This is a genomic window from Chryseobacterium carnipullorum (genome assembly GCF_900142785.1).
Lineage (GTDB): Bacteria > Bacteroidota > Bacteroidia > Flavobacteriales > Weeksellaceae > Chryseobacterium > Chryseobacterium carnipullorum.
The window spans coordinates 43917-70513 of record NZ_FRCD01000016.1 but is presented as its reverse complement, the minus strand read 5'-3'; the positions used below and the strand labels follow the sequence as shown (position 1 = coordinate 70513).

Annotated in this window: 28 protein-coding genes; 23 read left to right on the top strand and 5 right to left on the bottom strand. The window is 37.9% G+C overall.

What is annotated here, in order from left to right; translation table 11 throughout:
- Positions 1-3 precede the first annotated feature (3 nt).
- From BUC06_RS17485 to BUC06_RS17415, 15 genes are all read left to right on the top strand, one after another.
- Positions 4-564 carry an SRPBCC family protein gene (locus tag BUC06_RS17485; protein WP_228423803.1) on the top strand — a complete coding sequence of 187 codons (561 nt, stop codon included), beginning with the start codon at positions 4-6 and terminating at the stop codon, positions 562-564.
- A gap of 26 nt (positions 565-590) precedes the next feature.
- Positions 591-1040 (top strand): VOC family protein, encoded by a 450-nt coding sequence (locus BUC06_RS17480; RefSeq protein WP_073335298.1) that lies wholly within the window; start codon positions 591-593, stop codon positions 1038-1040.
- Positions 1041-1252: 212 nt separating this feature from the next.
- Positions 1253-1645 carry a DUF1398 domain-containing protein gene (locus BUC06_RS17475; RefSeq protein WP_073335361.1) on the top strand — a complete coding sequence of 131 codons (393 nt, stop codon included), beginning with the start codon at positions 1253-1255 and terminating at the stop codon, positions 1643-1645.
- A 114-nt stretch (positions 1646-1759) separates the two neighbouring features.
- Positions 1760-2437, top strand: a complete 678-nt coding sequence (locus BUC06_RS17470) for a DUF2490 domain-containing protein (protein WP_073335297.1) — start codon at positions 1760-1762, stop codon at positions 2435-2437.
- A gap of 92 nt (positions 2438-2529) precedes the next feature.
- Positions 2530-3534, top strand: a complete 1005-nt coding sequence (locus tag BUC06_RS17465; RefSeq protein WP_073335296.1) for a bestrophin family protein — start codon at positions 2530-2532, stop codon at positions 3532-3534.
- Between the two features lie 257 nt (positions 3535-3791).
- Entirely contained in the window at positions 3792-5405 is a 1614-nt protein-coding gene (locus BUC06_RS17460; protein WP_073335295.1) for a Na+/H+ antiporter, read from the top strand.
- Between the two features lie 16 nt (positions 5406-5421).
- A complete protein-coding gene (locus BUC06_RS17455; RefSeq protein ID WP_073335294.1) occupies positions 5422-6039 on the top strand; it encodes a hypothetical protein in 618 nt (205 codons plus the stop codon).
- A 26-nt stretch (positions 6040-6065) separates the two neighbouring features.
- Positions 6066-6491, top strand: coding sequence for an SRPBCC family protein (locus BUC06_RS17450; protein WP_073335293.1), 426 nt, complete (start codon positions 6066-6068; stop codon positions 6489-6491).
- Between the two features lie 5 nt (positions 6492-6496).
- Complete coding sequence (locus BUC06_RS17445; protein ID WP_073335360.1) at positions 6497-7006, top strand: GNAT family N-acetyltransferase; 510 nt, start codon at positions 6497-6499, stop codon at positions 7004-7006.
- Positions 7003-7380, top strand: a complete 378-nt coding sequence (locus tag BUC06_RS17440) for a VOC family protein (protein WP_073335292.1) — start codon at positions 7003-7005, stop codon at positions 7378-7380. Before BUC06_RS17445 ends, BUC06_RS17440 begins: the two co-directional genes overlap by 4 nt.
- Before the next feature lie 35 nt (positions 7381-7415).
- A complete protein-coding gene (locus BUC06_RS17435) occupies positions 7416-8438 on the top strand; it encodes a glutaminyl-peptide cyclotransferase (RefSeq protein ID WP_073335291.1) in 1023 nt (340 codons plus the stop codon).
- Between the two features lie 101 nt (positions 8439-8539).
- A complete protein-coding gene (locus BUC06_RS17430; RefSeq protein WP_073335359.1) occupies positions 8540-9565 on the top strand; it encodes a glutaminyl-peptide cyclotransferase in 1026 nt (341 codons plus the stop codon).
- A gap of 79 nt (positions 9566-9644) precedes the next feature.
- Positions 9645-10613: a hypothetical protein gene (locus BUC06_RS17425; protein ID WP_073335290.1), complete on the top strand. Its 969-nt coding sequence runs from the start codon at positions 9645-9647 to the stop codon at positions 10611-10613.
- Positions 10614-10642: 29 nt separating this feature from the next.
- A complete protein-coding gene (locus BUC06_RS17420; protein WP_073335289.1) occupies positions 10643-11257 on the top strand; it encodes a deoxynucleoside kinase in 615 nt (204 codons plus the stop codon).
- Positions 11258-11345: 88 nt separating this feature from the next.
- Entirely contained in the window at positions 11346-11696 is a 351-nt protein-coding gene (locus BUC06_RS17415) for an ArsC/Spx/MgsR family protein (RefSeq protein WP_083564115.1), read from the top strand.
- 41 nt (positions 11697-11737) lie between these two features.
- On the opposite strand, the gene BUC06_RS17410 is transcribed toward BUC06_RS17415, so the two are convergent.
- Together BUC06_RS17410 and BUC06_RS17405 are read right to left on the bottom strand one after the other, a co-directional pair.
- Entirely contained in the window at positions 11738-12043 is a 306-nt protein-coding gene (locus tag BUC06_RS17410; RefSeq protein WP_073335288.1) for a DUF493 family protein, read from the bottom strand.
- A gap of 41 nt (positions 12044-12084) precedes the next feature.
- The gene (locus tag BUC06_RS17405; protein WP_073335287.1) at positions 12085-12756 is read right to left on the bottom strand and encodes a DUF4197 family protein; all 672 of its coding nucleotides are present in this window, start codon (positions 12754-12756) and stop codon (positions 12085-12087) included.
- Positions 12757-13105: 349 nt separating this feature from the next.
- On the opposite strand from BUC06_RS17405, the gene BUC06_RS17400 reads away from it, so the two are divergent.
- The 8 genes from BUC06_RS17400 (at position 13106) to BUC06_RS24505 (ending at position 23784) form a co-directional block, all read left to right on the top strand.
- Entirely contained in the window at positions 13106-15925 is a 2820-nt protein-coding gene (locus tag BUC06_RS17400; protein ID WP_083564114.1) for a SusC/RagA family TonB-linked outer membrane protein, read from the top strand.
- Between the two features lie 12 nt (positions 15926-15937).
- Entirely contained in the window at positions 15938-17356 is a 1419-nt protein-coding gene (locus tag BUC06_RS17395; RefSeq protein ID WP_073335285.1) for a RagB/SusD family nutrient uptake outer membrane protein, read from the top strand.
- A 75-nt stretch (positions 17357-17431) separates the two neighbouring features.
- A complete protein-coding gene (locus tag BUC06_RS17390; protein WP_073335284.1) occupies positions 17432-18823 on the top strand; it encodes a glucoamylase family protein in 1392 nt (463 codons plus the stop codon).
- Between the two features lie 92 nt (positions 18824-18915).
- Positions 18916-19623 carry a carboxylesterase family protein gene (locus BUC06_RS17385; RefSeq protein ID WP_073335283.1) on the top strand — a complete coding sequence of 236 codons (708 nt, stop codon included), beginning with the start codon at positions 18916-18918 and terminating at the stop codon, positions 19621-19623.
- A gap of 395 nt (positions 19624-20018) precedes the next feature.
- Positions 20019-22346, top strand: coding sequence for a beta-glucosidase BglX (bglX, locus tag BUC06_RS17380; protein ID WP_073335282.1), 2328 nt, complete (start codon positions 20019-20021; stop codon positions 22344-22346).
- A 144-nt stretch (positions 22347-22490) separates the two neighbouring features.
- Positions 22491-22877, top strand: a complete 387-nt coding sequence (locus BUC06_RS17375; protein WP_073335281.1) for a hypothetical protein — start codon at positions 22491-22493, stop codon at positions 22875-22877.
- A gap of 214 nt (positions 22878-23091) precedes the next feature.
- Positions 23092-23505 carry a hypothetical protein gene (locus BUC06_RS17370; RefSeq protein ID WP_073335280.1) on the top strand — a complete coding sequence of 138 codons (414 nt, stop codon included), beginning with the start codon at positions 23092-23094 and terminating at the stop codon, positions 23503-23505.
- Between the two features lie 195 nt (positions 23506-23700).
- Positions 23701-23784 (top strand): bacteriocin-like protein, encoded by an 84-nt coding sequence (locus tag BUC06_RS24505; protein WP_139263386.1) that lies wholly within the window; start codon positions 23701-23703, stop codon positions 23782-23784.
- 213 nt (positions 23785-23997) lie between these two features.
- On the opposite strand, the gene BUC06_RS23890 is transcribed toward BUC06_RS24505, so the two are convergent.
- From BUC06_RS23890 to BUC06_RS17360, 3 genes are all read right to left on the bottom strand, one after another.
- Entirely contained in the window at positions 23998-24147 is a 150-nt protein-coding gene (locus BUC06_RS23890; protein ID WP_164466194.1) for a hypothetical protein, read from the bottom strand.
- 191 nt (positions 24148-24338) lie between these two features.
- Positions 24339-25505 carry an iron-containing alcohol dehydrogenase gene (locus BUC06_RS17365; RefSeq protein WP_073335279.1) on the bottom strand — a complete coding sequence of 389 codons (1167 nt, stop codon included), beginning with the start codon at positions 25503-25505 and terminating at the stop codon, positions 24339-24341.
- A 65-nt stretch (positions 25506-25570) separates the two neighbouring features.
- Complete coding sequence (locus tag BUC06_RS17360) at positions 25571-26452, bottom strand: AraC family transcriptional regulator (RefSeq protein WP_073335278.1); 882 nt, start codon at positions 26450-26452, stop codon at positions 25571-25573.
- Positions 26453-26597: the final 145 nt, after the last annotated feature.

Genomic DNA, 26597 nt, shown 5'->3' with positions numbered 1-26597 from the left:
CTCATGATGAAAATATTAAAAAGAATTATACTCGTTCTCGGTTCCATCCTTATTTTATGGATGATCGTAGCCGCTTTTATCTCAGGAGACTGTGTGTATGAGAAATCAATAACCATCAATGCACCATCCGAAAAAGTATGGCAACAGACCAATACATTAAAAGCAATGGACCAATGGAGCCCATGGAATGAATTAGATCCTCAGATGAAAAAAGACTGGACCGGAACTACCGGTCAGCCGGGCGAAAAAGTATGCTGGGACAGTCAGAAAGGGACTGCAGGAAAAGGATGTCAGGAAGTGAAAAAAGTAGATGCAGCAGCGAAAAGAATTGATACGGAAATCAAATTTTTAACCCCTTATGAAAGTGAAGCCAATGCTTACGTGAAAATCGTTCCGGAAGGCAAAGGAACTAAGGCAACATGGGGATTTACATCCAAAATACCTTATCCGTTCACCGTAATGAAAATGTTTATGAATATGGAAAATGCGATTGGAAAAGATTATCAGAAAGGACTTTCCAGATTGAAAGAATTATCTGAAAAACCTTCAACAGAGACTTATTAAAACTTAACTCATAAAAAAAATCAATCATGGCATCAGTAAACGTTTATTTAACATTTAATGGAAACTGCAAAGAAGCATTCGATTTCTATAAGTCGGTTTTCGGAGGAGAGTATCCTTACATCGGAACATTCGGGGAAATGCCTCCAATGGAAGGCAAAGAAACTTCCGAAGAAGACAAAAACAGAATCATGCACGTCTCTCTTCCTATTTCAAAAGAAACCATCTTAATGGGCAGCGATACTGCCGGAGAATGGTCATCTAAGCTGAAAGAAGGAAATAATTTTGCGATTTCCATCAACGCGGAATCTAAAGAAGAAGCAGATCAGTTATTCAATGGACTTTCTGCAGGAGGAGAGGTAACCATGCCGTTGGCAGATACTTTCTGGGGGGCCTATTTCGGAATGTTTACCGATCAATTCGGGATCCACTGGATGGTCAACTATGACGATCCTGCAAAAGCACAGCAGCATCCTTAAAATTCATTCTTTGTATAAGGGATATAGGAAAAACTTACCGGCTTAGATATCTGCCGGTTTTTATTTTAATAGTACATTTGCATTCCAAAAAAAATTAAATTTGGGAAGAGGTGAAGGAGCAGATGACAGGTAGCAGGTCATAGGGATTAGGGCGTGTTGATAAAGCTTATAGCTTAATGCCTAAAGCCTCTGGCGTAAAAAAACAAACAAATATGAAATTTACAATCGAACAAATTAAAGCGGAACATCGGAAAGTAAAAAGCGGAGCAGATTTTCCGGCATATATCCAGGCTATAAAAAATCTTGGCGTATCGGATTATACGGTTTCTGTAGCAGATGGAAATACCCGGTATTTTGACACAGAAAATAAAAAGGCAGAGACTGGAAAAAAGTACGATCCTATTCTCGTTTCCGGAAAATTAAATCTTGAACAATTTAAAACAAGATTAAAGCTTCATCAGCAAGGCCGTACAGATTACCTCACATTTTGCAATGACTGTGCGGACAATGGAGTAGAAGGCTGGAAGATGGATCTTAATGAGATGACTTGTACTTATTTTGATACAGATGGAAACGAAATCCTTGTAGAACAGATTCCAGGCTAATCTTTATGGTTATGCCTGTTTCTTATAGCCTAAACCCTAAAGTACTTTTTGTTTGCAATTATTGATTTAAATTATTAATTTTGTTCTGTACGATAGATAATAGTAATTGAATTTATGAGAAAGGTATTGACGAAGCTGGCATTTACAGTATTGAGTCTGGGATCCATAGCAGCCTCTGCGCAGAAAAGTGATTTAGGAGCATGGTATATGTATTTTGGAAATAACAAGATCAGCAAGAAGCTGAATTTACATAACGAAATCCAGTACCGGAATTTTGATGCCGTAGGAGACCTTGAACAGTTATTAATTCGTACAGGCATAGGATATGACCTGACTGAAAACAATAATAATGTTTTACTGGGTTATGGGTTTATTTTAAGTCGTCCGTATGTAAACGGCGAAAAAAAAGAAAATATAGAACACCGGATCTTCCAGCAGTTTATTACAAAGCAGAAGTTCGGACGTTTTAATCTTCAGCACCGATACCGTTTGGAAGAACGTTTTCTACAGGATGACTTCAGAATGAGATTCCGATATATGATAGGGTTGAATATTCCGATTACCCAGAAAGAAATGCTGCCGAAATCTCTCTATGCATCAGTGTATAATGAGATATTTCTGAGTTTTGATAGTCCCGTTTTCGACAGGAACAGAGTATATGGAGCTTTAGGATATGTCATTAATAAAAACATGAGGATAGAAGCAGGATATATGAACCAGATTCAGGAAAACAGGAATCGCGGGCAGATCCAGATCGGTTTCTATAATAATATTCCTTTTAATAAAAATTAATACAGACAGTCTCTGCCGGATGCCATGATGAAGAAAAAAAACTGTTAGTTTAGAATTTATAATCAACAGAACAAAAAACAAATAAACACAATATGCATTCAGGGAAAAGATTCGGAGCGCTGGAATTCGCGATTTGGACGAGACGAAGTATTTATATATTAACAATACTATCTGCCATACCAACAGTTTTATACTTTTCAGGATGGAAGTTTCTTTCCGTCCCTTGGCAGCCCATCGCTATTTTGGGAACTGCGGTAGCTTTTATCGTAGGTTTTAAAAACAATGCAAGTTACAGCAGACTTTGGGAAGCCAGACAGATTTATGGCGCCATTATCAATGACAGCCGTAGTTTTGGATATATTCTGAGAGATGCTCTATACGGAAAAGATCCTCAAAAAGTAAAAGAAATGTTTCACCGCCATTATGCGTGGCTTACGGCCCTCCGTTTTCAGCTTCGCGAACCCAGAACCTGGGAGAATATGGGGACAGCACAATACGATGAATATGCTAAGAAATATGAAATTCCGGAGAGACTGACCAACCTTAATGATGAACTGAAAAAGTATCTTTCTGATGCGGAGCTTCAATATATTGTAAGCAAAAAAAACAGGGCAACACAGTTAATGGCAAGTCAGAGCAAAGAATTGTCCGAAGCCTATGCCAGAGGAGATCTCAATGATTTTCAGTGGACACAGATCAACCAGCAGCTGGTGAAATTTACAGACGATCAGGGAAAAGCAGAAAGAATTAAAAACTTTCCGTATCCGAGAAACTTTTCATCAATTACAACCTATCTTTTGTTGCTGTTTATCCTTTTTGTTCCTTTTGGATTACTGAAAGAACTCGATAAATTAGGTGAAGGGACAGCTTTGGAGGGCTGGACCTTATGGTTTAATATTCCGTTTTCATTAATGGTAACCTGGTGTTTTCATACCCTCGACAGCGTAGGAGAAGCTTCCGTAAACCCTTTTGAAGGCAGCCCGAATGACGTGCCGATTACCCAGATCAGCCGTACCATAGAGATTGATATGAGAGATATGCTGGATGAGTCCGATCTTCCTCCAGCCATTGCTCCAAAGAACAATATTGTGTTGTAAAAGGTAATGATCCTGTACTTTAGATTCCAAAAACCTATGCGGTTTAAAAAGGAAAAAAGATAAAAAACAGATGAAAATCTTCGATTTTATCGCGCCTTACAAGCAGCCACTGGATACAAACTTGCGCCTTTGCGATCAACCAACAAAAGTTGTAAATATCGTCAATAAAGATAACCAACAGAAAAGGTTCAGTTGATCTGAAAGTTAACACCTTCAGTTTAACAAAAATTTAAAAGCAACTTAAAAAACATCTCAAAATGATTCACAGTTATGTTATAATATCCATTGCAGTCTTGCTGTCTGTGATGATATTGGTGATGATAGGGCAAAAGCTGAAAGTAGCTTATCCCATCTTCCTCGTGATTGCCGGTCTTCTGATTAGCCTGATCCCGGGAATGCCGCATATTGAAATAGAACCGGATCTGGTATTTCTAATCTTCCTTCCTCCCATTCTGTTTGAGGCCGCATGGTTTACGTCATGGCAGGATTTTCACAAATGGAGAAAGCAGATCTTTTCAATGGCTTTCGGGCTGGTATTTCTGACTTCAATTGTTGTGGCGTATCTTTCATCTTCCATTATTCCCGGACTTACCGTTGCCATGGGATTCCTGCTCGGAGGAGTTAATTCTCCGCCGGATGCGGTGGCTGCCACTTCAGTCTTAAAACATATGAAGATCCCTAAAAAAATCACGAGTATCCTTGAAGGCGAAAGTCTTATCAACGATGCTTCAAGTTTAATTGTATTTAAATTTGCTTTGGCAGCCGTAATTTCAGGTCAGTTTATCTGGAGAGATGCTATTCAGGACTTCTTCATGATGGCGGTGGGTGGAGTCGTAGTTGGTGTTGCTACAGGAATGCTTTTCGGAGCTTTATTGAGGATTATTCCTTCCAATTCTAATATTGATACCGTCATTACACTGATCGTTCCGTACATCATGTATGTGGGTGCAGAACATTTCCATTTTTCAGGGGTATTAGCCGTGGTTGCAGGAGGACTTTTGATGTCTTATAATTCACATTGCTATTTAAGCCATACCTCCAGGATACAGTCCGGAAATGTCTGGAGCGTACTGATATTCCTCATGAATACAATTATTTTCATCCTGATTGGTTTGGAGCTTCCCGTAGTCGTTGCTGCCATGAAAGACTATACCATTTCAGAAGGCATATTTTATAGTGTAGTGATTGGCGGAGCAATTATTTTGACCCGGTTACTGTACAGCTATGCCGTCATGTATTTCCCAAGACTCTGCTCTAAAGAATTAAGACTCAAAATTCCAAAACCGGACTGGCGCGAACCTTTCATCATCAGTTTTGATGCCATGAGAGGAGTGGTTTCACTGGCTGCCGCACTTTCCATTCCTGCATTTTTGCCCAATGGAGATGCTTTTCCTCACCGTAATATCATTTTATTTGTAACTTTCGTTATTATATTGATCACATTGGTAGGACAGGGACTCCTTCTGACTCCGATCTTAAAATGGTTGAAAATAGATGATGCCGGAAGCGAATTACCGGAAGAAAAACAGGAAGTGATCCTGATGCGAAAGCTTAAAGAAACAGCATTGCATAAACTGGAAAATGATTTTTCCGAGCTGGCTGTAACGAACACATTGGTACGCCATCAGAAACACAAGCTGGAAACCGAAATGATGTTGATGGCAGATAAGGCCCAGTGTATGGCTTCAACCGGAGATTATGTGAATGCAATCAACGAAAATAAAGATGTGCTTCGGCAGATCATCCAGGCTCAGAGAAATGAACTTCACAGGATGAAAAAGGAGAAAATATTTGATGATCATGTGATGAGATCTATAGAAATGCAGCTGGATTTTGATGAAGCTAAAATTACAGGGTTTTCTCATGGATAAATGGTAATGTAAACAAATGAACACGAAAAAGATTATTGTAAAAACAGAATCTTCCAATGTATGGTGGGGAATTTACGGCCTTTGCGATAAGGCAGGATGGGAAGATTTGCAATTGTTTTATGAATCTGATGAAAGGATTTGCGTAGTTTGCTTAAATACAAAAGGATATTTAAGAAATGCTTTAGATGATTTGCTACACCAAGAAGATGAAAAAGATTTTTCTGAGGCAGTTCAGCATTATCTATCTGATGAGGTCTGTCATTATTGGTTCTATTATGACGAGCCTGATGATGAAGACTTTCAAGAAGTCGATTATGATGCTCCCAAAAATGAAAAAGGGATTAAGCCTCGATTTATGGATATTTGGCATCCTGATGAAGGGATTGATCTTAAAACAATTGAAACAGCAGTAAGTTCATTTGCCAAAGATTTTTTAGGAATAGAAAACTGTATAGTTGAAGTTGTGCATGAAGAATCTTTGGAAGAATCTATTAAAAGCTTTAAAATACATCAGGAAAGTTTGGGTGAAGGTAATGTTTATATAAGGTTTTCAAACGAATTGGTTTTAGAATTATCAGAACGATGGAAAATGGGAAAAAAGGAGGTGTTGGAAAAGCTAAATTCAAGTATTTAGATCTTTTTTAATTAAAAAATAAAAATATGAACAACCCAATCACTGTTCAGTACAAAATAAATGCTTCCGCAGAAAAAATATGGAAGGCGCTGACGGATAAGAATGAAATGAAATCCTGGTACTTTACGATCCGGGATTTCGAGCTGGAAATTGGGAAAGAGTTTGACTTCTATGAATCCTGTGACGGTGGGAAATACCTCCATCTTGGCCGTATTTTGGAAATAATTCCCAACAGCAAACTAAAGCATAGCTGGTCTTATCCGGAACTTTCTGATGCCGTAACAACTGTGACATGGGAGCTTCAGCCGGAAAACGACGGAACATTAGTAACGGTGACGCATGAAAATATTGAAGGATTCGATGATCTGGGAGAAATATTTTCCAGGGCAAGTTTTATAGAAGGATGGAATTCAATTATAGGACAGAGTATGAAGGAATATGTAGAAAAATAGAACGAATGATTGAGCTTCAGATTTTTAAAACCGAAGATGCTCCAGAGCTGATATCCAAAATAAAAGACAAAAGAGCACTTCTTCAGTTTGCCGGCCCTGCTTACCATTTTCCACTGACCAGAGAACAGCTGGAAAATGATCTTGACAACGAAAACAGATTCATGTTCAGGATTTTTGATAAAACCGAACAAAGTGCTATTGGCCACGCTCAGATTTTTTTAAAAGAAAATACTTTTCTGCTCGGGAGAATCCTGATCTGGGACGAAAACAACAGAGGAAAAGGTTACGGAAAGAAAACGGTACTGGAATTGCTGCAATATGGCTTCAATACCTTTGAGAGAGAAACAGCAGAACTTAATGTGTACGACTGGAATACCGGAGCCATCGAATGCTACAAAAAAGTAGGTTTTGAAATTGATCCCGATGTGATGAACCAAGTCAGCATCGATGACGAACTTTGGCTTTCCATTAATATGAAGATCAGTAAAAGTAATTTTAAATCCTGGAAAGTATGACATTTACAGCACTCCGCCCCATACTCTGGACAGAAAATATAGATGAAACAATAGGGTTTTACACCCGGATTCTCGGCTTTAATTTAATCGGAAGAAATGATGAATGGCAATGGGCATCGCTTAAGAAGGATGAGGTAATGATCATGCTTTCGCAAAACGACTATGAAAAACCCAATGGAATAGGCTTTACAGGCTCATTGTATTTCAATGTAGACAATGTTGATGAACTTTGGGAAGATCTTAAAACAAAAGCAAAAGTCTGTTACGAAATTGAAACTTTTGAATGGGAAATGAGAGAGTTTGCGGTCTATGATAACAACGGTTATCTGTTACAATTTGGTCAGCCCGTGGATAATGTTGGCAATACGGAATAAATTTTGCTATTTTTGGGGAAATATTTAGAAATTAAATGAAAAAGAATATCATAGTAGGTTTAGCGGTGGTTTTGATGCTGGCGTCTTGTAATAAAGATGAAAAGATCCTGAACACGCTGAATGAATATAATAATACAATGGTAGAAAAAGGATATCATTTCGGTGATCAACTTGAACTTCCAAAAGAGGTAACGGAAAATGCAGAAAGTATCAGCATCAGCTTTGGAGACAAAGAAACTTCAAATTTAACAGTTGATCCTAAATTCTTTACGTTAGGCGACAATGCCGTTACTTTTAACATTAAAACAAAAGGAGGAAAAACTCTGAATCAGGATGCGACCATTAATGTATTTGCAAAAAATCCTGAGAAAAATATAGCCTACCAGATCATCGCAGAATACCCGCACGATCCGAAGAATTTTGTACAGGGGTTCCAGATCGAAGGAAATACCATTTACGAAAGTGACGGACAGAACGGCTCTTCCCAGATTCTGAAATATACTTTAGGGACCACAACTCCGTTGGCCTCTACAAAACAGGCACAGGAAGATTTCTCTGAAGGAAGTACGATCGTGGGAGATAAAGTGTACCAGCTGACATGGCACAGTAAAAAAGGGTATATTTATGATAAAAGCACTCTTAAACTCCTTTCTGAATTCGCTTATCCAAACGTTTTAGGCGAAGGTTGGGGACTTACTTACGATGGGAAAAACCTCATTGCATCAGACGGAAGCAAGCTTTTGTATTTCCTGGACGCCAACAACCCTTCAAAACTGATCAAATACGTAGCAGTAGCAGGAAGTTCACAAATTTATGACCAACTGAACGAACTTGAATACCACAACGGATTCATTTATGCCAATGTATGGCAAAAACCTGTGGTATTAAAGATCAATCCTGCAACGGGAGAAGTCGTAGGAACATTTGACTTTACAGATATTGCGAAACAGAATACCAAAGGAAGTGATGACGTATTGAACGGAATTACTTTCAAAGGCGACAATATGCTTGTAACCGGTAAAAACTGGCCAAAAATCTATGAAGTTCAGATCAAATAAACTGAATAAAGATCTATCCATAAAAAATAGCGTTCCTCAGGAGCGCTATTGTCATGTAAGGACTAAAAATTTACTATTTTTGACGAATGATTAAAAATTCAATGAAAAGAAATATCATAGCCGGTTTAGCAGTCATTTCCCTGTTGTCATCATGTAATAACAAGGAAAAAATGCTCGATTCACTGGCTGATTACAATAATTCAAAGGAAACAACAGGATATCATTTTGGAGACCGGCTTACTCTTCCAAAAGAAGTTACAGATCATGCAGAAAGTATTAGAATAAGCTTTGGTGAAAATGAAACTTCAAATTTGACGATTGATCCTAAGTTTTTCACCCTGGGAGATAATGACGTAACCTTTACCATTAAAACCAAAAGCGGAGAGACCTTAAACCAGGATGCGACCATCAATGTTTTCGCAAAAAATCCTGAACAGAATATTTCATACAGCATCGTTGCAGATTATCCTCATGATCCGACTAATTTTGTTGAAGGTTTTCTTATGGAAGGCAATACGGTTTACGAAAGTGCTGGCTTGGACGGTGCTTCTAAACTGATAAAATATACTTTAGGTTCATCTACTCCTGGTATTGTGGAAAAACAGCCCGCTGATATTTTTTCTGAAGGCTGTGCTATGGTAGGAGATAAAATTTACCAGCTGACGTATAAAAGTAAAATTGGTTTTGTATACGATAAAAATACGTTAAAAAAACTTTCCCAATTTCCGTTACCGAATGTCATCGGAGAAGGGTGGGGTCTGACCTATGACGGGAAAAATCTTGTCGCAACTGACGGTTCAAAAAACCTTTATTTTCTGGATGTTAATGATCCTTCCAAGGTAGTCAGAACAGTCGCCGTGGCAGGAAATGCAGAGATCTATGATAATATTAATGAACTGGAATATCATAAGGGGTTCATTTATTCCAATGTTTGGCATCAGCCGATTATTCTAAAAATCAATCCTGCTACAGGTGAAGTTGTAGGAAAGTTTGATTTTACCAAATTAACGCGTGAAAATGATCAGGGGAACAGCGAACATGTTCTAAACGGAATTGCTTTTAAGGGTGATAATATGCTGGTGACGGGCAAAAACTGGGCGAAAATTTATGAAATTGCTGTTCAGTAGTTCATTATTTAAAATTCAAATAAAAGGATGTAAATTGCTGACGTTCCCCGGAGGAAAGTTATCTTTGCCAAAATAGATTTTGAAACTACTTTATATCATATTGACCTTCTTTTTCTGTACAGTTTCTGCACAGAAATCACTTCCTTTGGACACCTTGAAACTAAAGGAAGCCAAAGATATGCTCGCCGACGATTACGGCTACCTGTATATCTATAAAAATAAAGATTTCAGTTTCACCAAATATGATTCTTTGGGCAGACAAATTGGCAAAATGATGCTCACGGTTCCCTATAAAGTACAGTCGGTACAAAATCCTCTGAGCCTCGCATTATTTTCAGAAAATGCTCAGGAAATGAAATTTGTAGATCAGAATATGAACGAGATCCAAAAGGTTGACTTCAAACAAAAATTTGGGTTTATCAAAATGGCTTACGCAGAAGATCTTCAGCAGCTATGGCTTCTGGATGACAGTACGAAACGCCTCATTCAGTACAATTTCAGAAATGATACCATGATCAACGCTTATCCTTTTGATATCAGCTTTGATGATCTGATGGATCTTTTGGTCTACGAAACCAAGGTCTATATTTTAACCAGAAAACATATCAGGATATATTCGCTGAAATTTGAAAAACTTTTTGAAGCCCCGCTGGAAAACGGCAAACGTTTCAGAAGAGAAAATGAAACTGTTTTGGTAGTCGCAGACAACGCGATTCTGAAATACGATCCTGAAAAAGGAATGGTGAAAGTTTTTGAAGATAAGGATGCACAAATTGTGGATAAAAACATCCTTTCTTATTTTGAAATCAAAGCCAACAAACTCTATATTTACAACCTGGAAAAAATAAAGGAAACTAAACTGCAGACAGAACCCGAAAACAAGCAGGAAACTGCACCACCGGTAACAGAGCCTTCATCTGAAAAAACGGCGGGAGAAGAAGGGAAGAAAACAGAGGAAGAGAAAAAGGAATCCATTGAGAAAGCTCCTGATCATACCTTACAGAAGCTGATGGAAGATACTTCCGAAGTTCAGGCTGCAGGTGTTTAGACCAATTAATAAAAAAAATACTTAGGAGAATGCATATTGCAGTTACAGGAAACATTGGAGCAGGAAAAACAACTTTAACCACGATGCTTGCCAAGCATTACGGATGGGATGCACAATTTGAAGATGTAGACCACAATCCTTACCTTGAGGATTTTTATGCCGATATGAGCAAATGGAGTTTTGCCCTTCAGATCTATTTTTTAGGAAGCAGATTCCGTCAGGTAAAAGAGATAAGAGAAAGTGGGAAAAATATTATCCAGGACCGTACCATCTATGAAGATGCCCACATTTTTGCCGAAAACCTGAATGATATGAAACTTCTTTCAGACAGGGATTTCAATAATTATATCTCTGTTTTTGGTTTGATGAAATCATTTGTTTCTGCGCCGGATCTGCTGATTTATTTAAAATCTGACGTTCCGAACCTTGTGAAAAAGATCTACAAGAGAGGCAGAGAATATGAAGCATCCATCAGTATTGAATACCTTTCAAAACTGAACCAGAAATATGAAAAATGGATCTCCGATTATACAGAAGGAAAGCTTCTTATCATCGAAGTAGACGATCTGGATTTTGTGGAAAAACCTGAAGATTTCGGATTTATCCTGGAAAAGATCGAAGCAGAACTGAACGGTCTTTTTTAACAAATTTTTATCAGAATTTAAGACCGCTTTCAATTCATTTCTTCCTAAGTTTGAAAGAAAGAGTTTCATCTTTAAAAATAATTATATTATGATGGTTAAGGTTTTACATAACGGAAACTGCTCAAAATCAAATGCTGTCCTGGAGTATCTGGATGAAAATGGTGTGCCTTTTGAGATCATCAACATCCTGGAAGATCCTTTGAGCATATTAGAGATTAAAACAGTACTGAAAAAGCTGAATCAGAGTGTATTTCATATGATCCGGAAAACAGATAAACTGTATATGGAGCAATATGCGGATAAAAATTATTCTGAAGAAGAATGGATCAAAATCCTTTCTGAAAATCCTTCCCTGATACAAAGGCCTATTCTGATAAAAGGATCTGTTGCCATGCTGGGAAGACCTATTGAAAATGTGAAATTTTTTATTGAAAAATAATGAACATAAAAAAAGTCAGCGTAAGCTGACTTTTTTGTTCTTTATAATAGAATAACGCCTTCTATTTTTGCTACCTCTTTATAAATAGTCACTACCTGATCAGCATCCAGAACAAATGCGTTGATATTGCATGCCGTGTATTTGCCGTTTTTACTTTCGCGGTTTCCCAGGGTAAATTTAATGCCATCAAAAACTTTATAAATTTCAGTAAGTTTTGCCTCGTCTGTAGGAATGATAAACTTGAATAAATAATCTTCAGGAAAGTCATGATGACCTTCCAGTTTTTCCTTAAGGGAATTATAAAATTCCTCTGGATTTGCGTGTTGGTTTCCTTGTAATATGTCCATCTGCCGTTGTTAAATTATATATAAATATAGCGAAAAAAAATCTATTTTCCAAGAGGTCCGAGCAGCGCTTTGGAGTTCTGATGCTCATAATCTTCGATAATATTGAACAATCCATTGACTAACTGTTCAGAAGCCAGTTTACTCAATCCGCCTGTATTTACATTGCTGTTGCCTCCGCCTAAAAGACTTCCAAGAAGATTGTTTCCAGAAAGAGCGGTATTAATGGTTTTTGCAATTCCATATTCATTTAATTTCTCATCTACTTTCGGAGCAATAGCTGCTACAAGCTGTTGAGAAGTTTTTTCCTTTAAAATTTGCGTCGCTGTAGTACCTTGGATGATTCTTGTAACATCCTGTGCATTTAAGCTGTTCACTGCATCCTGTAGAATAGGCTTTGAAAGATTCACAGTATAAGCTGCTGCCTGCGCAATAAAATCCCTTTCCTTGGCTACCAGCGATGGAGCAATCTTTTCCAAAGTGGAATTGATGTCTCTAAGTTCTTTGGGAAGGGCTTTGTCTACCATATTATTCTGAAGAAAGGCTTCTTTATTACTGTAGATTCCCATTCCTTTATCAATACCGTTCAGCAAAACCCTTTTTATGATGGATAAACCTAGGTCAGTCGTGGCCATTGTCTGGCATGATTGGACACTGGTTAAAACCGCGACTCCGGTTCCTATTAACAGTGCTGCCGAGATGATATATTTTTTCATTGATCTTTTATCTTATTTTTTCAAATATTGCGCCAAAGGTAAACACTATTCCTGTATTAACAAAATATTAAATTTCTGGTACCAATTTGGTGAATATTTTGTTAAAAACACTGGTTTTTTGATTGGTTATTTTATTGTAAATTGATAGTTATAATGTCATTTGCTTAATTAAGTCTGATTTATTCAGTTTTTTGTTTAACATTTATGTATTTTTTTTAAATTTTTAAGATATGTTAACAATGTTCATTTTTTTTTCTATTTTTGACTAATGTCTTTTTTTGAGAATTTAAATAACTCCACCAATAAGGACATCAGTTAAAATTAGATTGTACGAATAAAATTGAACTATATGAAACAACGTGATTTAAAGTATTCATGTCTCATTGCAGTTTTGTACTTCGGTATGAATGTCAATGGACAGACTACTCCTAAAGATACTGCTGCCAAGGAGCAGAAGATCGAGGAAGTAGTTCTGATCGGATATGGATCTCAGAAAAAAGAGAATGTTACCGGAAGTATCGGGATGGTTTCTGCAAAAGACCTTGCAGATAAGCCCAATGCCAATCCAATAAGCTCAATACAGGGTAAATTATCCGGTGTACAGGTGTTAAACTCAGGAACGCCGGGAACTTCTCCAAGAGTAGATATCAGAGGGGTCGGTTCACTGACAGGGAAGACTGTATTCATCGTAGACGGAATGATTACCGATGATATATCTTTCCTTAATCCTCAGGATATAGAATCTATGAGTGTGCTGAAAGATCCGTCCAGTTTGGCGATCTTTGGAGCCAGAGCAGCCAACGGAGCGGTAATTATTAAAACAAAAACAGGGAAAGGAAAGCCAGTTTATAACTTCAGTTCTTATTTAGGGGTGAAGAAAATCACCAACGTTCCTAAAATGCTTAATGCTGATCAGTATATTGAACTCTATAATGAAAAACTGATTAATGATAACGGAAGCAGCAACGGATCTATTTCCAGAGCCCAGTTTCCTTCTGATACTGATTGGTTTAAAGAGATCTTTACCACAAGTATCATCAATTCAAATGATTTTTCAGCATCCGGAAGTTTAGGAAAACTGAATTACTACGGTAGTGTAGGTTACCTGCAGGATGAAGGAAATTTTGCTGCAGGAAGAGGTTATAATTCAGGAACAGGATTTAACAGATTCAATACGAAGGTCAACCTGAGCTATAAGATCACGGATAATTTAACGATCGGAGATAACTTTTCATTTTCAAAAATGCGTACCGATCTTGCAAAAAATCCTTTGCTGAATGCATATAACGCCCCTCCGACTTTTCCTGTAATGAATCCTGTTTCAGGAGACTATCAGTATTTTAATGGATATTCTATTCCTAACCCAAGAGCTGTACTGGATCTTTACCGGTCGCAGATCAGACAGGAAAGAATGCTGAACAATATCTGGGCTGAGTATAAATTTTTAAGTGATTTTACTTTAAGAGTTAGCTATACAACAGATAACTATAATACAAGCCAGTACGAATTTACCCCTACAATTACTTCTGCTCCCACGTCGGACCAGAAACCTAATAAGCTCATCACAAGGGATTCTAAAAACAGAAATTATATCTGGGATAATACATTAAGCTGGAAAAAATCATTGGGTAACCATAATCTTGAGATTCTTGCAGGATATTCCAGAACAAGAAACTCCTATTCACAAACGTATTTAGAAGCCTTGAATGTCAACTTTAACGGATCAAATGAGTCCCTGAATATCTTTAGTGGAACAGATATCGTTAAAGTTTCCAATGCAGTGGAAGCTTATGGTGTAGCACCTTATCAGGATAGGATTGAGTCTATGTTTGGGAGAATCAATTATGATTATAAAGGGAAATATCTTCTGAACGGATCTGTTCGTAGAGACGGTACTTCAAAATATTCTTCAGATGACAGACACAGAATATTTCCGGCAGTAAGTGCAGGATGGGTGATCTCTAAAGAAGAATTCATGAGCAACCAGAATGTATTCAGTTTGTTAAAATTAAGAGCAAGCTGGGGTAAACTTGGAAACCCGGATGTAAAAAGAGCTTATACTCTTTTGACTACAATCTTTAAAGACGGTGCTTATTATGGAAATACTGGAGCTCCGGCACAGACGATCGATACTGTTATTGATCCGAACATCGGGTGGGAAACTACCACAGGTAGAGACATCGGTTTAGAAATGGGGTTATTCAATAATAAACTTAAAATTGATGCAACCTACTTCGATAAAGATACCAAAGATGTGGTATACGGAGTGGTTCAGGGAACCGTTTCAGGAGCGAGTAACTGGAATAATTTCGTTACGAACGCATACTCTTTCAACAACAGTGGTTTTGAAGTATCAGTAAACTATGATACCAGAATCAATGATAAGATAAAGTTGGGGGTTTATGGAAACTTAACGACCATCAAAAACAAGATCACTTCTGTATATGAAGGATCATATTTAAATACAGGAGCCAGTTTATTCGGAAACTCTATTGTTAGATTAGAGAACGGACAGCCGGTAGGTTCTTACTATGGATATCAGGTAGTTGGGGTATTCCAGAATCAGCAGGATATAGATGGTTGGGCACAGCAAAACACCCCTAAAGTAGGAGGTTTCAAGTTTCAGGATATAGACGGCAATGGAGTTATTGATTCCAGAGACAAAACATTCCTGGGAAGTCCGATTCCAAAAGGAACGTACGGTTTTGGTGTTAATTTAAATATCTATGATTTTGATCTTGCTTTAGATTTCCAGGGTGTATTTGGAAACAAGATTTACAACTATAACCGTGAACAACGTTATGGAAACGAAAACTGGGATTTAGATTTCTATAACAACAGATGGCATGGAGAGGGAACTTCAAATACCTATTCTATGACAACCAATAACCAGGAAATCATTAAGCCGAACAGCTTTTTCGTAGAAAGTGGAAGTTATATAAGACTTAGAAATATTACTTTAGGATACAACCTGCCTAAAGATTTTGCTAAATCTTTAATGGTAACCAAGCTTAGACTATACGTAAGTGCTCAAAATCCATGGACAAGCTTTAAGTATAACGGATTCTCTCCGGAGATTTTAAATACAGACAGAGTACAAATGGGTGTTGACAACAGTATCTATCCAATTTCAGCCATCTATACCATTGGTATGAATTTAACCTTTTAATTAGAGAAAATCATGAAAAAAATATTTTTATCCGTCGCTTTATTTTCACTGGTGATCAGTTGTAAAGATGATTATCTGGATATAAAACAGGAAGGGACAACAGAAGCTGGAGCATTTTTCAAGACACAGGACGATGCGATGCAGGCTACCAATGCCATTTATTTATTCTTAAGAAGCTGGGAAAATTCAGCCTTTCCTTATCAATTTGTATTTGGAGTGCCGGCAGATGACGTGGTTAAAGGTTCCAACCCTGGGGATGGATCTTTCATCAATGCTTATGATCAGTTTACCTATACCGTAAGTGATGATGGAGTAAGAGGATACTGGATCGGACAATGGCAGGCTGTCAACAGATGTAATCAGGTGATTTCCAATGTTCCGAACATCAGCATGGACGCTACCCTAAGAGACCGGTTGGTGGCAGAAGCTAAAATGTTAAGAGCTTATTTTTACTTTAATTTATTAAGAATTTACGGTGGCGTTCCTATTTTTGACGGTATTCCATCTACCTATAAAATTCCTAGAAATTCTGCTGAAGAAGTATATAATTTCATTATTTCTGACCTTACAAGCGCTGCGGCAGTTCTTCCTCAGTCTTATGGAGCAGCAGATCTTGGAAGAGTAACCAAAGGCGCTGCTTTAGGAATGCTTTCCAAAGTGTACCTGTATAAGAAAGATTGGCAGAAAGCCTATGATACCTCTAATCAGGTTATCGGAATGGGCTATGGTCTTGATCCTGATTTCAATCATTTATTCAGAATTGCAGGAGAATTTGGTTCTGAGTCTGTATTTGAAGTAAACTGCGAATGTTCTTCTCAATATGGAGGAAGTCAGTATGCTGAAGTTCAGGGCGTAAGAGATCAGTTCGGATGGGGATTCTTCACTCCTTCTCAGGCTTTGGAGAACGCATTTGAGCCGGGAGATATCAGAAAAGAGCTGACTATTCTCAGAAATGGGGAAACCACTCCTGAAGGTGATCTTATTGCCATGGGAGATGCGGCTTCTGTGACGACGTACAACCAGAAAATATATGTTCCCAAATCTCAGAATAACAGCGCTTGTGCCTACGGTTCAAGACAAAATATCAGAATCCTTAGATTTGCAGAAGTACTGCTGATCAATGCAGAGGCTGCCAATGAGCTTGGAAACACAGGAACTGCTATTACTAATCTTAATAAAGTGAGAAACAGAGCTCAGTTAGGAGCTACTACAGCATCTACTCAGCTGGCTCTTAGAAATGCGATATGGCATGAGCGTAGAGTAGAGCTGGCTCTGGAAGGCGACCGTTTTGTAGATCTTGTAAGAACAGGACAGGCGGCTACTGTATTGGCCCCTTACGGATTTAAGGCTGGAAAGAATGAACTTTTCCCGATTCCATTGGACGCAATCAATGAAAGTACAGGATTGTTTACCCAGAACCCGGGATATTAAAATATAACCATAAGCTTTAGAGGAGAATGAAAGTTCTCCTCTTCTTTTAGTAGAAACAGGTAAAAAAAAGATTTCATGAAAAGGACCGTATTATCAATTGCCGTAACTTCTTTATTTTTTGCATATTCGTGCAAAAACACCCAAGCTTCCAAGCCGCAAACCGCTCAAAATAAAGCCGTAAAAAGCAACATTACCGATGAGCAGCTGATGGATAAAGTTCAGAAAGATGCACTGAAATATTTCTGGGACTATGCAGAACCCAAATCCATGTTGGGAAGAGAGCGCTATCATGAAGACAATATCTATCCGGATCATGATAAGCATGTAGTGACTACCGGAGGTTCAGGATTTGGACTGGCCACATTATTGGTAGGCGTGGAAAGAGGATTTATTCCAAGACAAGAAGCTGTAAAGAGACTGACTCACATGATGGATTTTCTTGCCAAAGCAGACCGTCATAAAGGAGCCTGGTCCCACTGGATCAATGGAGAAACAGGAAAAACAGTTCCTTTTGGAAAAAAAGATAACGGTGGAGATCTTGTAGAAACTGCATTTCTTACTTCAGGGATTCTGATGGTACGTGAATACTTTAAGAATGGTAATGCCGAAGAAAAAGTCCTGGCCGCAAAATGTGATGAGCTTTGGAAAGGAATTCAATGGAACGGGTATACAAAAGGAGGCGAAAAAGTATTGTATTGGCACTGGTCACCCGAATATCAGTGGGAAATGAACTTTCCTCTGGAAGGATACAACGAATGTCTGATCACCTATATTCTCGCAGCTTCATCACCCACGCATCCTATCGATGCAGAAACTTACTACAAAGGCTGGACGAGAAACGGAACTTATCTTACTGATAAGACAAAATACGGACTTCCTCTGTACGTAAAACACAACTATGCCGAAGAATACGGCGGACCACTTTTCTGGTCACAATACTCCTATATCGGCCTGGATCCTACGGGACTTTCCGATAAACTGGTGAAAAATTATTTTGACCTAAACAAAAATCAAGTCCTAATCGACTATAAATACTGCGTGGAAAATCCAAAACAATGGAAAGGCTACGGCCCGAACTATTGGGGACTCACCGCAGGTTACACAAGAAATGAAGACGGAAGCACAGGCTACACCGCCCATATGCCAACCAACGACAATGGCGTGATCACACCAACTGCCGCATTGAGTAGTTTTCCCTATACGCCGAAAGAGTCTATGGACTTTTTAAGATTCCTCTACACTCAAAAACCAGAATTTATTGGATCAGCAGGACCTTACGATGCGACTTCAGTAAATTACAACAACTGGTTTACCCCAAGATATTTAGCAATAGATCAGGGAACCATTGCTCCTATGATCGAAAACTATAGAACAGGATTTCTGTGGAAACTGTTCATGAATGCCCCTGAGATTCAGCAGGGACTGAAGAAATTAAGCTTTCAGTCTGAAAAATATGGAATCAAATAATCCGATTTTTAAGATGATCTTTATACCAAAAGATTAAAAGATAAAGTATCTTGTTTAAAAAACAACAATACATCACACCTCTAAATAACGATATGAAATTAAGACTAAAACACCTTCCTCTATTACTCTTGCCGCTTTCACTGTCTATGAATGCACAGGAAATTAAAGGAGAACTCAACAAAGAAGTCAAGAGACAGGAAAAAATATCCTACATCCTTGATTACCCTCAAAAAGTAAAAGGAAATGTTCCTTTGATTGTATTCCTCCATGGTTCAGGAGAGAGAGGAAACAATCTTGAAATGGTAAAAGCCCATAGCCCGTTCACCTATAAAAATCTGATCAAGGAACCGGTAGCGATTTTAGCACCACAATGCCCTGCGGATACATGGTGGGATACAGTGACGCTTTATAATTTGATCAAAGAAATTCAGAAAAAATATAAAATTGATGCCTCAAGAATTTACCTTACCGGACTTTCGATGGGAGGCTGGGGAACCTGGAAGCTAGCGATGGAACATCCGGAAATGTTTGCAGCAGTAGTTCCCGTATGCGCTCCGGCAGACAAAGTAATGGGAGCCAATATTGAGCGATTTAAACAGTTGCCTGTAAAAATTTTTCACGGGGGAAATGATGATGTTGTTTCTCCAATGAATTCAATAGAAATGTATCAGGCTTTAAAAAAAGTAAACCCAACGGCTACATTAACTATTTTTCCAGATGATAACCATAATTCGTGGGATTCTACCTACTCTGATCCAAAACTATATGAATGGATGCTGTCACAGAAAAAAGGACAATAAATTTTAATTAAAGAATAAAGAATAAAGAATAAAGAATAAAGAATAAAGAATAAAGAATAAAGAATAAAGAATAAAGAATAAAGAATAAAGAATAAAGAATAAAGAATGATAATCTTTAGAATTAAAAAAGATATTCAGCTAAAAAAATAACGTTCAGGATTCAATGGTAAAGTTTAAAGTTGAAAAAAATCAGCCTTTGCTGAGTGTTAACGCCCTTACGTTCTAAAGAAGTTTGATTTACAGAAAACTTCGCGTCTTTGCGTTAATTGATAATAAAAAACTTAGCAATCATTTTGTTATAGACTTTGTATCCAAAAATAGAATGTTTGAAAAGGGTTAACGCCTCCCGTTAAAACAAAAATAAAATTAGAACTATAATTTAAGAAGATAGATTTATGAAAAAGTTAATTGTACTCGCAGCTTTAGCGCTTTCGCCGGTCTTTTCCGCACAGGAAATGGTAACCAAGCCGGTGCAGTCTTTCCAGACAGCACAATATCAGGCGAAAAGAAAAGCTTTTGTAGAAAACCTTTTGTCTAAAATGACTTTAGATGAAAAGATCGGTCAGCTCAATCTGCCAACCTCCGGAGATTTTACAACTGGACTGGCTCAAAGTTCGGATATCGGAAAGAAAGTAGAGCAAGGATTAGTAGGAGGATTATTCAATATAAAAGGCGCTGAGAAGATTAAAGCAGTTCAGAAAGTGGCCGTAGAAAAAAGCCGTCTGAAAATTCCTTTGATCTTCGGGATGGATGTCATCCACGGTTACGAAACCACCTTCCCGATTCCATTGGGACTGGCTGCTTCATGGGATATGAATCTGGTACAGCAGTCTGCAAGAGTGGCTGCGAAGGAAGCTTCTTCAGACGGGATCAACTGGACATTTTCGCCAATGGTGGATATTTCCCGCGAGCCAAGATGGGGGAGAGTATCTGAAGGTTCCGGAGAAGACCCGTACTTAGGAAGTGAAATTTCTAAAAATATGGTGTACGGATATCAGGGGAAAGACCTTTCCGTAGGCAATACCATTTTAGCGTGTGTAAAGCATTTTGCCTTATATGGAGCAGGAGAGGCAGGCCGTGATTACAATACGGTAGATATGAGCCACGTAAGAATGTTCAACGAATATTTTCCACCTTATAAAGCTGCAGTAGATGCAGGAGTAGCTTCTGTGATGGCTTCTTTTAATGAAGTGGACGGAGTTCCGGCAACCGGAAGTAAATGGCTTCAGACCGATGTTCTGAGAAAAATGTGGAACTTCAAAGGTTTCGTTGTTACCGATTATACAGGAATCAATGAGATGATTGAACATGGAATGGGAGATCTTCAGCAGGTATCTGCTCTAGCTCTGAAAGCCGGAGTTGATATGGATATGGTTGGAGAGGGATTCCTGACCACTCTTAAAAAATCGCTTGATGAAGGAAAAGTAACCCAGGCAGAAATCGATAGCGCAGCCAGAAGAATTCTGGAAGCGAAGTACGATCTTGGATTATTCGACGATCCTTACCGCTACGGAGATGCAAAACTGGCAGCAAAAGAGGTTTACAATATGGAAAACCGAAACATCGCAAGAAGTGCAGCAGCCCAGTCAATGGTTTTACTGAAAAATGAAAATCAGGTGCTTCCGTTGAAAAAATCCGGAACAGTAGCGGTGATCGGACCGTTGGTAAATAACTCAATGAACATGGCTGGAACATGGAGTGTTGCCACCAAACATGCCTCCTCAATATCTCTGATGCAGGGTCTTCAGGCCAATTACGGAAAAGAAGTGAAATTCCTTTCAGCAAAAGGAGCAAACATTGATTACGATGCAAAATTAGAAGAGATTTATGCCGCTCACGGTAAAAAAACAGACAGAGACAGCCGTTCCAAAGAGCAACTGTTGAAAGAAGCTGTTGATATTGCTAACAAAGCAGATGTTATCGTTCTTGCGATCGGAGAATCTGCAGAAATGAGTGGAGAATCTTCTTCAAGAACAGAGATCACCATTCCTCAGTCTCAGGTAGACTTATTAAATGAGTTGAAAAAGACAGGAAAACCTATTGCTATGGTTCTTTTTACAGGTCGTCCACTAGCTTTAACCAACGTAAAAGATACCCCTGATGCTATTGTCAATGCATGGTTTGCAGGCTCAGAAGCTGGAAATGCGATTTCAGATGTTTTATTTGGAAAAGTAAACCCTTCCGGAAAGCTTCCGATGACATTCCCAAGAAGCCTTGGGCAGGTACCGATCTATTATAATGCAAAAAATACAGGACGTCCGCTGAGCCAGGATAAAGTAGATAAATGCGTATATGAAAGATTCCGTTCCAATTATATGGATGAATGTAACACACCGTTATATCCATTTGGATATGGTTTGAGTTATTCTAAATTTGCCTATTCAGGAATGTCTGTTTCCAATCCGAATCCAAAAGGAAATCAAACCGTTCAGGCTACAGTGACGGTAACGAATAGCGGAAACTATGACGGTGCAGAAGTAGTACAGCTTTACATCAGAGATATGGTGGGAAGTATCACCAGACCTGTAAAAGAACTGAAAGGCTTCCAGAAAGTATTCCTTAAAAAAGGAGAATCAAAGAAAATAACCTTCGATATTACTCCGGAAAGCTTGAAATTCTACAACGGAGAATTGAAATTTGACTGGGAACCGGGAGAATTTGATATCATGATCGGAACCAATTCTGATGATGTACAACATTCAAAAATCAACTGGACTAAATAATAATAATAATAATAATAATAATAATAATAATAATAATAATAATAATAATAATAATAATAATAAGCAAAGCCATTCTTTTGAGTGGCTTTTTTCCTCTTTTGGCATGATTTTTAATAGCACATTTGTAACTTTAAGATAATAATTATGAAAAAAACAATTGTACTTAGCGCAATGTTTCTGGGATCTTTTGCTTTCGCACAGACGGTAGGAGGAGACAGAGATGCCCATGGATGTATCGGTTCAGCGGGGTATACCTATTCCCAGATCAAAAAAGATTGTGTAAGGGTTTTTGAACAGAAGATTAAATTAACAGAAGTTGCTCCAAAAGGAAGTTCCACTTCAATGGCTGCCGTAATTTTCAGCAAAGACATGAAAAAAGCTGAAGTTTTCGTGCCGGATACAGATGGGGAAAGCTTGATTCTTACAAGATTGGGAAAAGGTAAAGCATGGAAAAAGGATGGCTATCTATTAGTTCCTTTTAAGAAAGACGGATATCAGCTTAAAAAAGACAATGTTGTCATTTATCAATAATTACAAATTTTATACATACCATAGAGACTGCCTGTTAAGGTGGTCTCTTTGTTTTTAGAATTACGTCTTGAAAAGGCCACCTCAAAAATCAGAAAGGGTTAAAATAATATGCAGATAAGCAGCTTAAAATAAGCTTGTTTTTTTGTATCTTAGGTCAGCTAATACCCTTGTTGCTGTTATATTTTTATACAACTCAAACCATTACTATTTTACTATGAGAAAAACTATTTTATTAGGCGCAATGTTCTTCAGTTGTTTAGCCTTTACCCAACAGAAAACTCCTGTTCTGGGAGGTGATAGAGATGTTCACGGCTGTATAGGCTCGGCAGGTTATACCTATTCACAGATCAGGAATGTTTGCGTAAAGGTCTCCGCACAAAAAATCAAATTAAAAGAAGTAGGTTCAGATAAAAGTTCCACATCTATGACCGCTGTTATTTTTAGTAAAAACATGAAAAAGGCTGAAATTTTCATTCCTTATGACAATGCAAAAAGCATTATCCTTGACAGAGAAGGAAAAAGCAAAATCTGGAAAAGTGGTAGCCATATTAGAGAAACGTATGTTTTAGTTCCGTACAAAAAAACAGGGTATCAGATTAAAAAAGATGATGTTGTGATTTATCAGTAAATCCCGGTTCCTGGTATAAAAAGTTGTTTCGTAAGAGCGGCTTTTTTGGGCTTTAATAGCAATTTAATGATCCTGTGTTGATTTTTCTTAATCATAAATAAAATTAGGATTAAATTAAAAAATGTATATTAGTATCACCAAATCATAGCAGAATCCGAAAAGCTTATAGAGTAGGAAAGATCAAAAAAAGACGATATGAAAAATCTAAAAAAACTTTCAAAACAAGAATTGAAAACAGTTCAGGGTGGTATTCCTATGTGTTTAGCCGGATATTTCTGATGTTCATTTGTAAAAAAATGTATTCCTGTAGGATCTAGCTGCGGACTTGAGTTGTAGCCGGTAGCTTTTGGTCCGGATAACGTAAAGATCATTTTCTGATGCTTCAAGTTATTCACTGAAAAAAAATAAAGCCGTTCGGAAGAGCGGCTTTATCTTTGTGATTTTCGATAATCTGAATAAGATTCAAATCAGCATTAATAACACTTATCAGCATTAATAACACTTATCAGCATTATAAATTCTGCACGGACCGTTTTCAGTGTACTGGCAAGTTCCATCCGGACATCTCCCTCCCTGTGGCGGAACCCAGCCTCCTGAAATTATTTTTAAATCAGATGGAGTTAATTTTTTTAAATTTTTCATAGTACGTTTGGTTTTGATTTGTTGTTTTAGTTCGTAAGCTTTTCAAGCTTCATGTTTTTACTAAATTAAAAAATAAATTCAAATAAAATCACCTTTCGTTGAAAAATTAATAACGATATACAAAAGACCACTCCTGTGAATGGTCTTTTATCTATACCCAATGACAAATAGTTGCTGTTAAAAACAGAATATTAGCCAAGAACGGTTTCTTCAGCATATACAAGGCCTTCATAACAGGCATTGTAGATAATTTTCAGATCCTCAAGTGTCGGTACACGCGGATTGAAACCTGTACAAGGATCAATTAATGCATTGTTGGCGATGTAATCCAGGTTTTTATCCCAATCTTCTCTTGAAATTCCAAAATCCTTCAGCGATGAAAGGTTATTCACTTCAGATCGCAATGCTTCAATAGCCTGAGCCAGATCTTCTGCGGTTTCCTTGCCAATTATTTTGGCCAGATCAGGGAAACGGTCGGTAGCCTGTGCGTTGAAACGGATCACATTAGGCAAGAAAATAGCATTGGAAGCTCCATGAGGAATGCCGTACAATGCACCTACCTGATGAGACAGGGAATGAACAATTCCCAACCATGCATTATTAAACGCTAAACCTGCCATAAAAGAGGCATCATGCATATTCTGACGCGCTTTAATATTAGTTGGATTATTCACAGCTTCTTTCAGATTGTCAAACACAATTTCTAGACCCCCTTTAGCCAATGCATCTGCATAGTTATTTTCGATATTCGAAACATAAGCTTCCACACAATGGGTCAATGCATCTAAACCTGTATTAGACGTAATATCAGCTGGCATTGAAGCACATATTTCACCATCTACAATAGCAATATCCGGAGTCAGTTCATAAGAAACGATAGGATATTTTACTCCCTTTTCACGGTCTGTAATCACTGCTAATCCTGTAGTTTCAGTTCCCGTTCCGCTGGTAGAAGGGATTGCGATAAATTTAGCTTTATTTCTCAATACAGGGACAGAGAAAGGCTTGATTAATGAATCAAAATCCGTATCAGGGAATTCATAGAATACCCACATAATTTTTGCGGCATCGATCGCAGAACATCCTCCCAGCCCGATGATCCAGTCCGGTTCAAAAGTACTCATGACTTCAGCGCCTTTAAGGCTTGTTGCAGATGAAGGGTCCTCTTCCACACCGTCAAAAACTTTAGTTTCTATTCCTGCCTCAGTTAAAAAAGCAATCGCCCTGTCAAGCGTTCCGCTTTTTCTCATAGAACCCCCTCCGGTTACGATAACCGCTTTTTTACCTTTAATATTTTTTAACTCTTCAAGACTTCCAGGACCATGGAAAACTTCTCCTGCAATAAATAATTTACTCATTTTTCTTTTTCTTATAATGATGCAAAATTAGAGAAGCCGGAACGCATGATGCTATACAAATGAGACTATCCGTTATACATTTGCGCCAACTCCTGCTGAAGTTCTGTTGGAGTCTCTTTTAATTTTGATTTTACAAACTTATTGAGGGCAGAAGGAGAATTGAAACCAAGATCAAATGCAATCTCTTTATGCGTAAGGTCTGAGAATAAAAGCTGTCTTTTAATCTCCATCAGAATACGGTTATGAATCGCATGAATGGCCGTTTCTCCACAATGTTTCTTGGTGATGGAATTGAGTTTTTTAGGTGTAATGGCTAATTTTTCAGCATAATACTGAACCGTTCGCTGCTCTTTATAATGTTGATTAAGATATTTTTTAAAGCGCACATACAAAGGCTTATCCGTAGTTTCCTTGTACAGTACCGGATGCAGTCCGTGAATAGACTCAATGAGACCCAAAAGGAAAATTTTAATATAAAAACGGGCCTGTTCTTTTTTGATAAGACTCGGGTTCATGTAAATATCCTGGATGATTTCCAAAAGATTCTTACTTCTCTCAAAATCTTTCGGAGAAAGGATCGTGCAGTTAAGCTGCGTCGAAAGATTCACATTATAAGTACTCAGTTCATTTTTCAGAATATCAGAGCAGAAAAGTATTTCTTCAAACAAAATAATTTTCCCTTTTAAATCCTCACCCGGATTTGAGATAAACTGAACCTGTTCAGGGAAAATCACAGAGATCTTTCCCGGCTTAAGATGATGTGTTTTTTCTTCAATATGAACCTCAAGATGGCCGGTTTCCATGACAATAATACAGAAGTGATCTTTTTTGTGGGGCTGCAGGTATTCCCCAAGCTTTTCTCTGTCCAGATCAAAAATGCGGAAAGACAAATTCTTATCCTCTTCTTTTTGGATGTTTTTCTTTATTTCCAGTTTCTGTAAGCCCATGGGATTGATGAATTATTATGGTTTAAAAATGAATCCGCAAAATTAGTCCTTTTCAGGAAATCTCAATGACACCAAAGAAGATCCGTGTTTATCAACACAATTGACGAGAGAAATACAATCATTGGAAAAAGGCTTTTACACGTTT